The following is a 14,825-nucleotide window of genomic DNA, read 5'->3' on the forward strand; positions in this document are numbered from 1 at the left end:
ACGGGCGCGGGGCCGTTGAGACTGCTAGGATCTCGGATGCAGAAGCGCCTGACGCGACGAGACCTCCTGCGCGTCGCGGGTTGTTGTGCGGTCGGGATCGCCGCGCTCGATGCCCTCGTGATCGAGCCTGCCTGGGTGGAGATCGTCGAGCACGACATCCCCGTCCCAGGCCTCCCGCGGGGCCTCGAGGGCTTCCGCATCGCCCACCTCTCAGATTTGCATCTGCGTTCGCTCGGACATGTGCACGACGCCGTTTTGGCGGCCATGAAGTCGTTCCAGCCAAACCTCGTCGTCTTGACCGGCGACTCGGTCGAGGATCCGAATGCGCTCGCCGTGCTCTCGGAGTTCTGCCGCGCGCTCGCCGCGACGGGGCGCGAGGTGGTCGCGACGGTCGGGAACTGGGAGCACTGGGGCGAGGTCCCGATGGACGACCTCCGTCGGGCATTCGTGCGTGTCGGCGCGAGGCTCCTCGGGAATGAATCAGCGCGGCTCACGAGCGGCATTGCCGTCGTGGCCACGGACGATTTTTGCAGCGGGCACGACGATCTCTCCGCCGCGTTGCGCGCCCCGCCCCCCGGACCCGCGCGGCTGTTTCTCACGCACGCGCCTGGCATTTTCGATGAGCTGCCCAGCGACGCGCCGCGCTTCGACCTCGGCCTCTCGGGACACACGCATGGCGGACAGGTGCGGGCCTTCGGCGCGCCGCTATGGCTCCCGCCCGGATCGGGGCGCTTTCGATCGGGGATGTATACGACGGCCAAGGGGCCCATTTACGTGAGCCGCGGCATCGGCACGAGCGTTCTGCCCGTGCGGTTCACCTGCAGGCCGGAGTTGCCCCTCTTGGCGCTCGTGGCTGGATGAGCGGGAACTCGCTGGATCTCGTCGCGCCCGAGGCTGAAATCGAGTAGACTCCGATGCTCCGCGCGGGAGGCGTCGATGCGCTTCATTCTCAGCAACTACGGGCACCGCTACCTCGTGCACCTCGCGCGCTCGGGCGCGCTCGACCAGGCCCTCGAAGCGGACGACGTGGGGCGGCTCGGTCGGATCTTCTCTCGCGGCGTCCTCGACGAGGACGAAAGCCCCGAGCTCTCGGCGCTCGTCGCGCGCGGGATGATCGAGCCGGCCCCCGAAGGCATGGATCGTGACGCCGCTCGCCTGCGTTACGATCGCAACCCGCTGGAGCACCTCCGGCGCGTGGTCTTCGAGTACACGACGGTCTGCAACCTCGATTGCAATCATTGCCGCAATTCGAACCTGGAAGCGCACGCCGAGGCCGATCCGACGCGGCTCCGGCGGGTCGTCGACGCCGTCGTGCCGCTCGGCCTGGGCCGCTTCGATTTCATCGGCGGCGAGGTCACGCTGTACGGTAAGGGATGGCTGGATCTCGTCGCGTACATCCGTGCGCAGGGTGGCACGCACGCGTCCGTCATCACGAGCGGGTGGTTCTTCGGCGAAACGAACTTTCGCGCGGCGGGAAAACGTTATGCCGACGATCGCGAATACCTGGGTGATCTCCGGGCGCGCGGCCTCACCCACGTCATTGTCAGCCTCGACGGCCCTGCCGCGGTGCACGACGCTTGCCGCGGGGTGCCGGGCCTCTACGATCGCGTGATCGAAGGGCTCGACAAGGTGCGCGACGCCGGCCTCGAACCACGCGTGTCTCTCGTGGTCGGCATGGGCACCTCCCGCGCGGAGACGCGACCGTGGATGGCCGGCCTCTCGCGGCGCATCTATGGTCCCGAGCCGGACGATCTCACGGCTGCGCAGCGGCTCGTGCTGGACGACTCCAATTACGTGAGCAATTTCATCGACGTCGGCGGGGGCGTGAAGCTCCGGCGCTCACGCGGCGATCTCGCGGCGTTCACCAATGATGAGCTCCGCTGCAAGAACTTTTTCCGCCCCGCCCCCACGTTGCGTATCAAGGCGACGGGCGAGATCGCGCTCTGCCCTCTGATCGAGGGCGGCGACGGGTACGGCAACGTGCATGAGCGGGACATCATCGAGCTGCTCAATCACATGCAGGACGCGTTCGTTTACAAGCTGCACGCCGAGCGGCGTGTCGGCGCACACCTTCGTTTCGTGAAGCCCGAGGTCTTTGGCGGGAGCATCGGGCACGCCTGCAGCGTGCGCGTGGCGATCAACATGATCGCCCGGACCATGCACGAGCGTGGCGTGGCCGCAGACGATCAGGCGGCGATTCACGCAATCAACGTGGAAGTCGCCGAGAAAATGGGCGTACTGCCACGGACCGGCATCCACCGCGCCAATGGTCACGTCCGCGCACGGTGATCGGTCGGACCTTGGCCGTGGGGTACCCGGCGCGGGGCATCACGATTCGGACAACATCGACGAGATCATAGCCAAAGCCATGGCGTGGCTCCTCGAGCGCTGACGTCGCTCGGTTTCCCGCGAAACGAACGGGCTGCACGGCTCGACCGGCGAAATTCTTCCCACACCACCACGAACGGCAGAGGCAACTCCAGGCGCTGCGCATTACGAAGCGGTGGGGTAGGCGCATGGGAAAAAGCGGTAAGGCGGACTGGTCCCGCACCCTTGGTTCTGCCGCCGCGTTGTTCACGAGTTACTTCCTCCTCGCGGACTGGGGGCTGCGGTGGGCGACGGTTCGCGGCGCGGGCTCGCCGGTGTTTCCCGCTGCGGGGGTCGCCCTCGCCGGCCTTTTGCTCGGCGGTCGGCGCTTATGGCCGGCCGTGTTCGCCGGCAGGCTGGTGGCGTTTCTCGTGGACGGGCGTGCCCTTCCGTTCTGGGCCCAGGCCACCATTGCGATGGGAAACGCGCTCGCTGCCGTGGGCGGAGCCTGGATCCTGGAGCGCGTTCGTATCCGGCTCGCGCTGACGCGCCTGCGCGACGTGCTGGCCTTGATCGGCGCCGGCCTCGTCAGCTCGGCCGTCGGCGCCACCATCGGGAGTGTCGCGCTCGCCAGCGTGGTTGCGCATGCATTCGCGTGGGCGCCCGTGTTGTGGCTCAACTGGTGGGCGGGCAATGTGGCGGGCGTACTGGTCGTCGCGCCCCTCGTGCTGAGCTGGACGCGCAGCGAGCCGATTGGCCGGAGCCTTCGGTGGTGGCTACAACTCTTGTTGAGCACGGTGACGGCCGGGAGCGTTGCATGGTTGATCTTCGGGCCTCACGTGCCCCGCCTCCCCCTCGCATGGGCGATTTTCCCGGCGCTCATGTGGGGGGCGTTGGCGGGGGGCGTGCGGGGCGCGACGACGGCCATGCTCCCGGTGGCAGCAGCCGCCGTCTGGGGCACGACGGCAGGGTATGGGGCATTTGCCACCCTCGCAGATCATTTCCAGCTCGTGCTTCTCCAGCAATTCGTCGCCGTGGCCGCAATGACCACGCTCGTCCTGGCCGCCGTCGTGGACGAATGGCGAAGGGGCGAGGTGCTCCGCGAGAACGAGGAACGGCTGCGCCTCGCCAGCCGAGCGGGGCGGACCGGCGTCTGGACGTGGAACCTCACGACGAGGAGGACATTTTGGACCACGGAGGCCTGCGAGCTTTATGGCCATCGAGGGGGCTGCATGGTCGATTACGAGCGGTGGATCGAGAGCGTCCATCCAGACGACCGCGAGCTGGCCCGAAAGACGGTCAACGAGGCCATCGAGCAGGCTCGGTCCGGAGGGAGTGGTCCCCATTCCTACAAGGATGAATATCGCGTCATCCACGCCGACGGTACCGTCGTGTGGCTGGAATCGAGCGGGGCCATCGAATACAAGGGGGACGAGCTCGTGATGCTCGGGGTCGTCCGGGACATCACGGAGCGGAAGCTTGCCGAGGCGGCATTGCACGAGAGCGAAGCGCACGTCCGCCGTGTCCTCGATAACCTGTTCGCATTCGTGGGCGTGATGGCCCTCGACGGAACGCTTCTCCAGTGCAATCGCGCGCCGCTCGAAGCGGCGAACATCTCTGCCGCCGATGTCCTCGGAAAGAAATTTTGGGATTGTTATTGGTGGAGCGGTTTGCCCGAAGCGCAGGCGCGGCTCCACGATGCCATGGCCCGCGCCAGGCGCGGCGAGGTCGTTCGGTTCGACGTGACGGCGCGTATGGCTGGTGATTCACTCATCTGCGTCGACTTTCAGCTCGCGCCGCTGCGCGACGATGAGGGGCACGTCACCCATCTGATCCCTTCCGGAATGGATATCACGGCACGCAAGCGAGCCGAGAACGAGCGCGAGAGATTGCTGAAGAGCGAGCGGGTCGCCCGCGCGGACGCCGAGCGCGCGAGCCGCCTCAAAGATGAATTCCTTTCGACGGTGAGTCACGAACTCCGCACCCCGCTCACTGCCATTCTCGGTTGGTCGCAGGTGTTACGCCGCTGGGCAAACGGCAAGGACCAGGACCTCCACAGGGGGCTCATGGCCATCGATCGCAATGCCCGCGCCCTGACACAGCTCATCGAGGACCTGCTCGACATGGGCCGGATCAACTCCGGGAAGGCGCACCTGGACATGCGAGCGGTGGACCTGCACGATGTGGTCGCGCTCGTCCTCTCGTCTGTCGCTCCTTCGGCTGCGGCAAAGCAGATCCAGCTCGAATCCCAGTCGAGACCTTTTTCGGGGAGGGTGCGCGGGGATCCGAACCGGCTGCAACAGGTCGTCTCGAACCTCGTGACCAATGCCGTCAAATTCACCCCAAGCGGCGGGAAGGTGCAGGTCACGCTCGACCGCGTGGATGGTCATGCCGAAATCACCGTCACCGATACGGGGCAAGGCATAAAACCCGAGTTCATGCCGTACGTCTTCGAGCGGTTTCGCCAGGCCGACAGCTCGACGACGCGCGAGCACGGCGGCCTTGGCCTCGGCCTCGCCATCGTGAAGAACCTGGTCGAGCTCCACGGCGGCACCGTGGGCGTAACGAGCGCCGGTGAAGGAATGGGCGCGACGTTCGCCGTCCGGCTCCCCATTTCCGACGCTCGGACGTCCGGGGCCGAGGAGGTATGCGACGTGCAGGATCTAGGTGGGATTGCGGTATGCCCCGTGGATGATTCGAGGCGACGGACGGGCTAGAGCGTTTTCCAGGTGAAATCGCCGCTGCGGAGGAACACGCGGATCGCGTCGCGCGCGACGAAGCCGAAGAGCCGGCCGTCGTGGCTGTTTCCGCGATTGTCACCCATCACGAGGTAATGGCCGTCGGGGACGCGCACGGGGCCGAAATCCGGACCGCCGAGGCGCAGGGGGTGGCGCGTCTCGCCGAGCGCCTCCCAGGCGCCGCCGCGCTCGTGCGTGACGGGTGCTTCCAGCCCATTGAGCGTGACGCGGCCGCCCTTCACGGCGATCATGTCTCCAGGCCCCGCAACGACCCGCTTCAACAACGTGCTGTCATTTTCGGGCGACGCCAGGACGACCACGTCCCCCGGCTTCGGCTCAGCGAGCGGCAGGATATACGTGTCGATCACGGGCAAACGAATTCCGAACGCGCGTTTGTCGACGAGGATACGGTCGCCGATCTGGACCGTCGGCTCCATCGAGCCGCTCGGCACGATGTAATGGTCGGCGAGCGAGGTCCGCGCCATGAGCATGACGGCAGCGGCGACGCCCATCGGCAGAAACTCTTTGAGGACGTGACGGCGGCGACGCGGGCGCGACAGTGGCGACGGCGAGGACGAAGGCGCAGGGGGAGGGGTGGAAGGGTGAGCAGAAAGAGGTTCGGCCATCACGCCAGAAACCGGTCGCGCCTGCGTCTATTCCCGCGAAGTTGCCCCACGACGTTGCGAGCGCCTCGGACGCGTGCCGGCCGGGCGTCCACGGCATCCTTGACAGTACGACCGATCGGTCATATGACTGATCGGTCGCATGCCGAAGAGCACATTTTTCCGGCTCCCCGACGAGAGGCGCGCGCGTCTCGTGCACGAGGCCATCGCCGAGTTCGCCGATCGGACGTACGCCGAGGCATCGCTATCGCAGATCGTGCGCCGCGCGAACATCCCCAAAGGCAGCGTCTATCAATACTTCGAGGACAAACTCGACCTTTACCGATGGCTCCTTACCGAGGAGGCGCCGCGCCTGAAGCGCGCGTTCGTCGGAATGCCGAGCCCGGAAGGCGATTTCTGGACGCGTCTCGAGGACTTCGTCGAGCGTGGTATGGCGTTCCTCGTCGAGCACCCGCGCCTCGCCCGGCTCTCTGCGGCTGCGGCCGATCCGACGGCGAATCCGGAGGTCCGCGGCCTGCACAAGGCCATCTGCGAAGCAGGCCTTCAGGAACTCCGGGCCGTGCTCGAAGTCGGCGCCGAGCGCGGCGCGCTCCATGCGCCCGATTTGGATGTGGCGACGCGCCTCGTGGCCACGATCATCGGCCCTGGATTGACCGACGTGGTGCTCCAGGAGCTCGGGGCCGAGCTCCACGAAGTGCTGGCATCGGATTCCCTCCGCAAGCGGCTCGGGCCCAAGCGCCGTCGAGCGCTGGCCCATCAGGCCGTCGATTTTATTCGAAAAGGCTTGGGCTCGGGGAAGCCCGAGCGCCGAAAGGAATTGTGAATGATCCGATTCGATTTCTCGGGGCGCGTCGCGCTCGTCATCGGCGGCAGCTCGGGCATCGGGCTCGCTTCGGCGCGCGGATTCACGCGGGCGGGCGCGTGTGTCGCCATCGCCGCCCGCGGGGAAAACGCGGGACGTGAGGCCTGCGCGGCGCTGCTAGCAGAGGGAGCGCGCGTTCTTTTCGTCCCGACCGACGTGCGGGAGGAGGCCGCGGTGTCGCGTGCCGTGGAAGAGACCGTGAAGCATTTTGGCCGACTCGATTTTGCGGTGAACTGCGCCGGCGGCGGGGACATGGCTCCGCTCGACGCCACCGATCAGGGCGTGTGGGACGACGTCATGGCCGTCAATGCCCGGGGGGTATGGCTCGCCATGCGCCATGAGATCCCGGCGATGATCGCGTCGGGAGGAGGTTCCATCGTCAACATCAGCTCGATTTTCGGGATGGCCGGGAGGCCTGCGCAGCACGCGTACGTCGCCTCCAAGCACGCGGTCATCGGAATGACGCGGTCGGTGGCGCTGGAGTATGCGACCCGGGGAATCCGTGTCAATGCGATTTGTGCGGGCGTCACCGCGACGCCCAGCATGCGCCAGTTCGAGACGTTTGCCCCCGAGATCGTCCAAAACCTCGTCGCGCAGCATCCGATGTCGCGGATGGCCACCGAGGAGGAGATTGCTGGCGCCGTGCTCTGGTTGTGCTCCGACAGCGCGGGGTACGTGACCGGCGCGCCTCTGCCGGTCGACGGCGGCTTTCTCGCCGCGTGATGAAGAGCGGAGGTTCTCCGATGGTCGACACGGGACGAATGAGAGTTCTTCGACGAACCGCGGTGGCGCTTGCCACGATGACCTGGCTCCTCGCGGCGCCTGCACGCGCGCAGCAAAGCGCGCTCCCGGCCGACCTCGTCGCGCTCGACACGCGCGAGGGCGAGGCGCTCCTCGTCGAATCGGCCGCGCGCGCCGATTACTTTCACATTGCCGGACACCACACGACGCAGGAGACACCTGCTGCGTGTGGCATTGCGAGCGCCGTCACGATTCTCAACGCCCTTCAGGTGCCCGCGCCGCTGGACGACAAACTGGGCATCCAGACCTTCACGCACGGCGATTTCTTCAACTCGTGCACGCGCACCGTCTACACGCCCGAGTCCGTCGCGCGAGGCGGGACCACGCTGGCGCAGCTCGCGGATCTGCTCCGCTGCCATCCTGTACGCGTCGACGTCGTTCACGGCGAGGACACGACGCTGGAGGATTTTCGCAAGCGCCTCGCCGAGAACCTCGCCGATCCGACGAATTTCATCGTCGTGAATTATCTACGGTCGGAGGTCGGTCAGGAGTACACGGGCCACCATTCTCCGCTCGGCGCCTACAACTCCGCGAAGGACCGCGTGCTCGTGATGGACGTCGCGCGATACAAGTATCCGCCCACCTGGGTGCCGACCGAGTCGCTTTACAAGGCGATTCGTACGACGGACCTCGTGTCGGGCCGTTCTCGCGGATACCTGGTCGTGGCCGCCGCGGAAAAGCCACCGGGGCCGTCGGGCGAGCGCTCTGCGCGCAGCCCGCTTCGTATCCTCGGCGGCATCGCAGCGGTCGTGTTCGTCGCGGGCTTCGGGCTGGGTGTCATCGTGGGAGCATGGCGCACGCGGCGCAAGCTCGCGAGGAAGGCATAGGCGCGTGATGGCAAGCCGCTGGAGGGGTTCGTCCGCTGTGCCGTTTTCCTTGGCCCCGATCAGTAGTTGTGCACCAAGACGCCGCCGGCGAAGTAATTGTGGAGGCCATCGACGGAGAGGTCGTACACCGTCGTGCGATGGTCGAAATCGGTACGCGCGTCGAGCGTCACCGGCGCGCTATCCACACCGAGCAAAACATCGCCGATTGCGAGGGCCCGCGCACGAAGGTATCCGCGACCCACCACGAAGATGGGATGCTCGGCCGTCACGCGTAACTCCTCCCCATTCGAGAGCCGGAACGTCGCCACCGGCCGCTCCTCGCGCTCGGCGAGGCGGCGCACCTGCAAAACGCGGCGTGCGGAGCTTTCGACATCATAACCGATCACGGCGTCGCCGGGCCGCAGGCGCTCGATGGGCACCTCGCCCCGCGGCGTCGTGACGGGCGTGCCCGCGGCGAAGCAGGACGCGCCGGCGATCCCGTGCACGGCATGGGTCGACGGACGCATCGTGCCCTTGGCATCACGCAAGCAGGGCATGAGCAGATACCCGCCATCACAATCGATGGGATCCCCGGAGAGCTGCACATCGAGCTCCGCGCCGTCCGCCGTTCGGAGCGCGCGCTCGCCGAGGAGCGCGTCGAGCAGCCGCCGATCGAGCGTACGAACCACGGTGCCCGCGTCGCAGGCGAGCGCGGTGCGCGCGCCCGGCGCTTTTTCCTGCGGGGCGGCCACGATGGCGACGGCGCGGGCCTCCGGTGGGAGCTCGCGGACGCGGAGCGTCACATCGAGGCTGCAATCGTAGCTGGAGGGCGCCGGCACGAGCTCGATGGGGCCAGCCGGCGGAGGGGAGAGTTTGTCGGGTTCACCGGGTCGCGCTTGGCTCGGCCGTTCGTCGCGTACGAGGAGATCGTCGATGAAACAATCGTCCGGCGCGCCGACGTCGAGCCATGCCGCATGAAACCGTCCCGCGTCGCTGGGGGCGGCGGCGAGGCGAGGGCGGGCCCCGGACGAGGTGAGGAGCACGTCACCCTTTTGCAACTTCGACGCGGCTCGGAACGTCCCGGCGTCTGGCAAGAAAAACCCGCGCGCCTGAGGGACCTGGATACGCCGTCCGTCGTCGAGGCGCAACCACACCGAAGGGAACGACTTCTCACGTACGGCGCGTACGCGTGTCGTGACCTGTTTCTTCTTGGCGACGTCATACGCAAGCACGTGATGCCCCACGACGAGCCGATCGGCCTGAACGCCGCCGGACGGCGTCGCCACGATATTGCGCTCCTCGGAGCCGTCGAGGAGCGAGACGGACGAGCCCCAGGCGTCGTCCACGGCGTGCAGGCGTCCTTCACGGTCGCGCACGCAGCCGAGCACCGCATAACGCCGGTCACGGCGGATTTCCGGCAGAGCAAGCCGGATGGGGAGGGTCAAATCGTCGCCGCCCGCGGCTGCAAATACGGCGCGTCCGACCTCGCGTACGACCCGTCCGTCGCGGCAATTCATGCGCACGAGTCCGCCGAGCGGCTCTCCTTTTTCGGCGAGCACGAGCGCAAACGAGACGGCGTCGTCGTCGAGCGGCGTGACCCGCACGCCGACCTCGATGGTCCCTGGCAAGGCGTGCGCAGAGAGCCAAGGCACGTGGCGCTCACCGGCGAGCGTACTGGTCGCGACCAGGCGTTCCTTCCGATAAGCACAAACGCGGTACGAATCGCCGTCCGACAGCGGTTTTTCCGCGGTCGTGGGCAGCGTGAGGCGGGAGCCGCGGAGCTTCGCCTGCGGGAACGTGGCAAAGAGTTCGCCCGCGTCACATGAGCTCGGAACGATGGGGCCGCGGCTCCTGCGCACCGTGAGACGATCAAACGGCGCCGAGGGCTTGAGCAGGCGGAAGCGCAGCGCCGGCAAACCACGGTCGTCGTTGAATTCGGTGATCGACGCGACGGCCTGCGCTTCGGGGAGCTTCGGCGCCGCGTCGGCTACGCCGAGGCCCGTGTCCGCGGCGCCGCAGCTTGCGCGCAGGCCCGCGCCGAGGACGAGGAGCGTGCGCCAAGCGCGTCGGCGTTGTGGATGGAGCGTGGCCATGGGGTCGTCGCGACCCGAGCACGGTTCTCCCTCGATGGGCAAGTATTCCGCCACGCATCAGGATGCTAGGATTGCGCGTGGCGCAAGCGTTCCCCTCGATCCTCGCTGTCCTCGCGACGTGCACGGCGCTGCTCGGGTGCTGCCGTCCTCCTCCTTGCCTCTCGGGCGCCTGTCCCCAGGTCGGTCTCGCCACGCCCGACGAGATGTTCCGCCTCGTGCGCCGGGAGCTCGAACGATCCGAGGCCGCGACGCCGCTCGTCGGCGCGCACATCCTCGAAAAACTCCCCTCGCTGTTTCCCGATGTCAGCAACCTGCACGACGAACCTCGATGCCGCTTGGATCTCGTCGACGCGGCTTCCGCGGCGACGTTCGACGAGACGCCGGTCGTGTTTTCGCGTTGGCTCATAGGGCGCCTCCGCGCCGTGGGGGACCTGCAGAGCACGCGGGACGTGATGGACGCAAAAACCGTCTATCTGCGAAGGCTCGCCGAGCTCGACGAGGCGCGCCTGTCCGCGTACCAGTTTTCCCCCGGCGAGTCCGGCCCAGCGCCGCCGAAATCGTATGTGCGATATGCGGCGCTCTCGATGCTCGTGAGCGACGGCATTCCCCTACACGAAGCGGAAGCGCTTTTCCGGCGGCTTCAGACGTCCACGGACGATCGCACGGCGTGGATCCTGCACGACAAGGTGATGAGCTATCTCGACACGGCCATCTACCGGACCCCATGGCACGCCATCGACGACCAGGTCAAGGGCCTATTTCGCTCATGGCTTCCCGATATGCAGCGGCGGCTCCAGGGCCCGCCCGACCCCCTCTCGCTCGAAATCGTGCTCCAGCGCATGTTGCCGCTGGGAGTCTTCAGCACCAAGCTCGGCCTGACCGACGAGGCGCGCAAGCTCCTCGAAAGCGTGATCGCGGCGCGGGGAGAATTTCCGCTCACGCGGGGCATTTCCGGAGCCGCGCGTGATCTGGCGGTCACCGCGCGGCTCGCGCTTTTCGACCTCGAGACACCGCACACCAGCACCAGCGTAAGGACGCTGCTGCCTTCGCCTGCGCGCAAGGTCTTCCGACCAGACGAGGAATGGCTCCGAGATCCTGCGCCGGCGCGTCCCGCCGCCGAGGCCGTTGCCGCGCGGACGCGCGACCTCGACGGGGAGCTTCTGGAGCTGAAATTCTCGTATGGTCGTTGCCACGTGCTGCGGGAGCAGGCGATATGGGTGCTCCCCGGCGACGCGGACCGCCTCTTCGACAGGATGGTCGCGCCGCTTTCGCAAGGCAGCAAGGTAGCGTTCAGCTCCGAAGCATTCTGTCGCTTGCGCGCCGCGACCGGGCTCCGCGCCGCGCCGGAGAGCAAACGCGTGGGCCTCGTGCTCCGGTGGTTGCGCGCGGGGCCAGCCGACATCGCCGAATGGGATCCGACCGGCGACAACACGCACAGCATGATCGGGCCCGACACCGACAAGAGGCAGGTCCAGACGCGCGCCGCGTCGGTGTTGTCCGAAAACCTCGAATGGGTCGAACATCACGCCGAGCTGCGTGCGTGGCTCTCGGAGCAAGCGCAGAGGCGGAACCCTTCCACGGGGCACGCGGAGCACGGCTACGTGTGGGAAGAGCTCCAGCCGGCCTACGAGAGGCTGCTCGCGTTTCATGCATCGGGGCACCCCGGTGCGAGCGTCGAGGTTGGTCGAGCCATTGTGCGCACGTGGATCGAGAGCGCGCGGGCCAGGCTCGCGACCGAGAGCGACGCCGCCTCCTACAGTTCTGCGCTTGCCTTGAGGCTCTTTGCCCTGGGCGATTTCGCCGTACGCTTCGGCTTGCGTGGCGAAGCACAGGCGCTCTTCGACGACATGGCGAAACGTGTCGTTCCACCCCCGGCAGAGGACAGCCCGGGGCTCCATTTGTCTCTTGCGCACGACGCGACGGTCGCATCGCTGCTGATGTCGTTCACCATTTCCCAATAGTGAATCGTCCGGACCGTCGTCATCGCGGGATCATGCATCAAAAGGCTCCGCCCACCACCGCGCCGCCCCCCGCGAGCGGCGCGACGTACCACGAAAAACTCGGCGCAGGCCGCCGCGCGCGTCCGACACGCTCGCCGCCTTCCTTGCTGTATTCGTTCCAATCGTCAATCGCCGCGGTCGGCATCGTGAAGATCTGTGCCTCGCTGAGTGCGATACCGATCGTCGCGCTCAACGCGCCCGTCACCGGCCGGCCATACCCCAACGCCAGCACCAGGCCGACGCTCGTCGATACCGTGCCGCAGAGCACGTGATTGAACCATTTGCGGCGGAGCACCTCTGACGCGGCGCTTTCCCGGAGCAGCCGCTCGCCGCGCGCGAGCTTGAGCTTTCGTTCCTCCGGCGTAGACCCCGGCATCGCTCGTAGATCCGCGGCGGCATGACGCGCGGGAAACGGCGCGAGCCCGAGAGGAATCAGGCCGAGGGACGAACCGACCGCGCCCACGGCGGCGTCGGCGCGGAGGCCGGGATCGGTGACGGCGAGGGCAAGGACGCCCTGTCCGACGGTCAGCACGCTCCACCCCGTGTACCAGCCATACCACCATCGATTCGCCGCGGCGGTGCCAGAGTCGAGGCGCGCCTGGAGGAAGGCGATGCGCCGCGTGACCTCTGCGTCCGAGGGAGACGCGGCGCCCAGCGGGGCCTCGGCCCGCGTGGAGGATGCGGCGAGCGTAATGGCAGAGGCGACGAGGAGCGCGAGGTGGGGCCGGACGAAGTTTGTCATCATGATGCGTTCCGCTCCTTGGGATTCCCTGCTTTACCATGACCGCGCCCGCGGGGCGTCGATTCTCGCACGATCGCGATGAACGCGCGCAGCGCCGCGCGGACGAGCCGGTGGCTCGGGTGAAACAAGCGAAGGCCGGGGAACGGCGGCGTCCAGTCGGCGAGTACGCGAACGAGGCGTCCCGCTGCGACGTCAGCGGCGGCCGCGCGATCGCTCACGAACGCGAGGCCCGCGCCTTCGAGGGCCGCTTGCAGAATGAGGTCGTCGTTGTCGAGCGTCAGCGCGCCGCGGATGTCGACGGTCACTTCGCGACCGCGTTTTTCGAGCTCCCAGCGGTAGACCTGGCCGCTCGCCATGCGGCGGCGGATGCACTCGTGGTCGAGAAGGTCCTTGGGCCTCGTTGGTTTCGGGCGGGCCGCGAAATACGACGGCGCGCCGACCACGGCCATGCTCAGGTGCGCGCCGCAGGGGATCGCGACCATGTCCTGCGGCACGGCCTCGGCGAGCCGCACGCCTGCATCGAAGCCCTCGGCGACGATGTCGACGAGGCGGTCTTCCGTGACGAGCTCGACGCGGACGTCGGGATGGCGACGTCGCATTTCGAGGATCATGGGAAGCACCTCGATCTGCGCGGCGCCTTTCGAGGTGTTGATGCGCAGCGTGCCGCTCGGCGTGTCACGCAGCTCGTGCACCTCGTCGAGCGTGGACGAGACCTCCCGGAGCGCCGGCTGCAGGCGCCTGACGAAATGCTCGCCGGCTGCCGAGAGCGACACGCTCCGCGTCGTGCGATGGAACAGCCGGACGCCGAGCCTCTGTTCGAGCGCGGAGATCGCATGGCTCAACGCAGAAGGCGACATTTCGAGTTGCCTGGCCGCGGCGCGGAAGCTCTTCTGGCTCGCGATGGCGACCACGGCTTCGAGCTCGATCAAGCTGGCGCGGATCATTGTTCCAAAATTTGCATCAGACCATGCCGGATTGCACGGATTGTTTCATCGGTCGGTGCACTTTAGATCGAGGGCATGAGCAAGACGGTTCTCGTGACGGGTTGTTCGTCGGGGTTTGGTCGTGACATCGCGAAGGTGTTCGCTGCGGAGGGCTGGAACGTCGCGGCGACGATGCGCACGCCGGAGCAGGAGACGGAGCTTCATGCGTCGGATCGAATGAGCGTGACGCGGCTCGACGTGCAGGATCGCGTGAGCATCGATGTCGCCGTGGCCTCAACGCTCGCCCGGTTTGGCTCGATCGATGTCCTTATCAACAACGCGGGTTTTGGTCTCTTCGGGGTGTTCGAGGAGACGACACGCGAAAAGATCCACGAGCAGTTCGAGGTAAACGTGTTCGGGATGATGGACGTGACGCGGGCCGTCCTTCCGGCCCTGCGAAAGCAGCGATACGGCGTTGTGCTGAACGTGAGCTCGGGCGCAGGGGTGTTCACGCTCCCGATGCTGTCCGCGTATTGCGCGAGCAAGTTCGCGCTGGAAGGGTTCTCGGAGGCGCTCTCGTACGAGCTTTTGCCGCTCGGAATCCGGGTGAAGATCGTGGAGCCGGGCGGCGTGACGAGCACGCGCTTCGGCGAGCGCAGCGGCAAGGAGGCGAGTCACAGGGAGCCAATCGCCGATTACGCGCCGTTCGTCGAGGGCGCGGCCCAGGTATTCGCGGACCTTCGAGCGGCGCGCGGCCTCGCCACGTCGGAAGAAGTCGCGCGTGTCGTGTTCGAAGCCGCGACCGACGGCACCGACCGGCTGCGGTATCTCGCCACGAAGGACATTGCGCCGCTCGTCGAGGCGCGGCGACAAACCTCGGAGGAGGCTTACATCGAGATGATGCGGTCGAGGTTCTCGCCCAAGATGTGA

Annotated in this window: 12 protein-coding genes; 8 read left to right on the forward strand and 4 right to left on the reverse strand. The window is 67.2% G+C overall.

Annotated features, from left to right (window positions below; all coding sequences use genetic code 11):
* Nucleotides 1-36 precede the first annotated feature (36 nt).
* The 3 genes from QHF89_RS03685 to QHF89_RS03695 all read left to right on the forward strand — a co-directional run bounded on the left by QHF89_RS03685 (nt 37) and on the right by QHF89_RS03695 (nt 5,024).
* The gene (locus QHF89_RS03685) at nt 37-861 is read left to right on the forward strand and encodes a metallophosphoesterase (protein ID WP_136966034.1); all 825 of its coding nucleotides are present in this window, start codon (nt 37-39) and stop codon (nt 859-861) included.
* Nucleotides 862-936: 75 nt separating this feature from the next.
* Nucleotides 937-2,289, forward strand: coding sequence for a radical SAM protein (locus QHF89_RS03690; protein ID WP_136966033.1), 1,353 nt, complete (start codon nt 937-939; stop codon nt 2,287-2,289).
* A 227-nt stretch (nt 2,290-2,516) separates the two neighbouring features.
* Nucleotides 2,517-5,024, forward strand: coding sequence for an ATP-binding protein (locus QHF89_RS03695; protein ID WP_136966032.1), 2,508 nt, complete (start codon nt 2,517-2,519; stop codon nt 5,022-5,024).
* Here the strand turns inward: QHF89_RS03695 and lepB are convergent.
* Nucleotides 5,021-5,557, reverse strand: a complete 537-nt coding sequence (gene lepB, locus QHF89_RS03700) for a signal peptidase I (RefSeq protein WP_284720007.1) — start codon at nt 5,555-5,557, stop codon at nt 5,021-5,023. The genes QHF89_RS03695 and lepB overlap by 4 nt on opposite strands.
* Nucleotides 5,558-5,810: 253 nt before the next feature.
* Between lepB and QHF89_RS03705 the strand changes: the two genes are divergently transcribed.
* From QHF89_RS03705 to QHF89_RS03715, 3 genes are all read left to right on the forward strand, one after another.
* Nucleotides 5,811-6,491, forward strand: coding sequence for a TetR/AcrR family transcriptional regulator (locus QHF89_RS03705; protein WP_136966030.1), 681 nt, complete (start codon nt 5,811-5,813; stop codon nt 6,489-6,491).
* Complete coding sequence (locus QHF89_RS03710; protein ID WP_136966029.1) at nt 6,492-7,253, forward strand: SDR family NAD(P)-dependent oxidoreductase; 762 nt, start codon at nt 6,492-6,494, stop codon at nt 7,251-7,253.
* 77 nt (nt 7,254-7,330) lie between these two features.
* The gene (locus QHF89_RS03715) at nt 7,331-8,158 is read left to right on the forward strand and encodes a phytochelatin synthase family protein (RefSeq protein ID WP_284720008.1); all 828 of its coding nucleotides are present in this window, start codon (nt 7,331-7,333) and stop codon (nt 8,156-8,158) included.
* Nucleotides 8,159-8,217: 59 nt separating this feature from the next.
* On the opposite strand, the gene QHF89_RS03720 is transcribed toward QHF89_RS03715, so the two are convergent.
* Nucleotides 8,218-10,230 carry a Hint domain-containing protein gene (locus tag QHF89_RS03720; RefSeq protein ID WP_136966027.1) on the reverse strand — a complete coding sequence of 671 codons (2,013 nt, stop codon included), beginning with the start codon at nt 10,228-10,230 and terminating at the stop codon, nt 8,218-8,220.
* A 77-nt stretch (nt 10,231-10,307) separates the two neighbouring features.
* Between QHF89_RS03720 and QHF89_RS03725 the strand changes: the two genes are divergently transcribed.
* Nucleotides 10,308-12,191: a hypothetical protein gene (locus QHF89_RS03725; protein WP_136966026.1), complete on the forward strand. Its 1,884-nt coding sequence runs from the start codon at nt 10,308-10,310 to the stop codon at nt 12,189-12,191.
* Nucleotides 12,192-12,228: 37 nt separating this feature from the next.
* On the opposite strand, the gene QHF89_RS03730 is transcribed toward QHF89_RS03725, so the two are convergent.
* Both QHF89_RS03730 and QHF89_RS03735 read right to left on the reverse strand, forming a co-directional pair.
* Complete coding sequence (locus QHF89_RS03730; protein WP_136966025.1) at nt 12,229-12,975, reverse strand: hypothetical protein; 747 nt, start codon at nt 12,973-12,975, stop codon at nt 12,229-12,231.
* Nucleotides 12,972-13,916, reverse strand: a complete 945-nt coding sequence (locus tag QHF89_RS03735; RefSeq protein ID WP_136966024.1) for a LysR family transcriptional regulator — start codon at nt 13,914-13,916, stop codon at nt 12,972-12,974. Before QHF89_RS03735 ends, QHF89_RS03730 begins: the two co-directional genes overlap by 4 nt.
* Nucleotides 13,917-13,991: 75 nt before the next feature.
* Between QHF89_RS03735 and QHF89_RS03740 the strand changes: the two genes are divergently transcribed.
* A complete protein-coding gene (locus QHF89_RS03740) occupies nt 13,992-14,825 on the forward strand; it encodes an SDR family oxidoreductase (protein ID WP_136966023.1) in 834 nt (277 codons plus the stop codon).

Origin of the sequence: Polyangium sorediatum (genome assembly GCF_029946465.1) — a bacterium.
Taxonomy (GTDB): Bacteria; Myxococcota_A; Polyangia; order Polyangiales; family Polyangiaceae; genus Polyangium; species Polyangium fumosum.

Bases quoted from the DNA above. Each gene is read 5' to 3' on its own strand.
- QHF89_RS03685 (WP_136966034.1), top strand. From the start codon at position 37: ATGCAGAAGCGCCTGACGCGACGAGACCTCCTGCGCGTCGCGGGTTGT.
- QHF89_RS03690 (WP_136966033.1), top strand. From the start codon at position 937: ATGCGCTTCATTCTCAGCAACTACGGGCACCGCTACCTCGTGCACCTC.
- QHF89_RS03695 (WP_136966032.1), top strand. From the start codon at position 2,517: ATGGGAAAAAGCGGTAAGGCGGACTGGTCCCGCACCCTTGGTTCTGCC.
- lepB (WP_284720007.1), bottom strand. From the start codon at position 5,557: ATGGGCGTCGCCGCTGCCGTCATGCTCATGGCGCGGACCTCGCTCGCC.
- QHF89_RS03705 (WP_136966030.1), top strand. From the start codon at position 5,811: ATGCCGAAGAGCACATTTTTCCGGCTCCCCGACGAGAGGCGCGCGCGT.
- QHF89_RS03710 (WP_136966029.1), top strand. From the start codon at position 6,492: ATGATCCGATTCGATTTCTCGGGGCGCGTCGCGCTCGTCATCGGCGGC.
- QHF89_RS03715 (WP_284720008.1), top strand. From the start codon at position 7,331: ATGACCTGGCTCCTCGCGGCGCCTGCACGCGCGCAGCAAAGCGCGCTC.
- QHF89_RS03720 (WP_136966027.1), bottom strand. From the start codon at position 10,230: ATGGCCACGCTCCATCCACAACGCCGACGCGCTTGGCGCACGCTCCTC.
- QHF89_RS03730 (WP_136966025.1), bottom strand. From the start codon at position 12,975: ATGATGACAAACTTCGTCCGGCCCCACCTCGCGCTCCTCGTCGCCTCT.
- QHF89_RS03735 (WP_136966024.1), bottom strand. From the start codon at position 13,916: ATGATCCGCGCCAGCTTGATCGAGCTCGAAGCCGTGGTCGCCATCGCG.
- QHF89_RS03740 (WP_136966023.1), top strand. From the start codon at position 13,992: ATGAGCAAGACGGTTCTCGTGACGGGTTGTTCGTCGGGGTTTGGTCGT.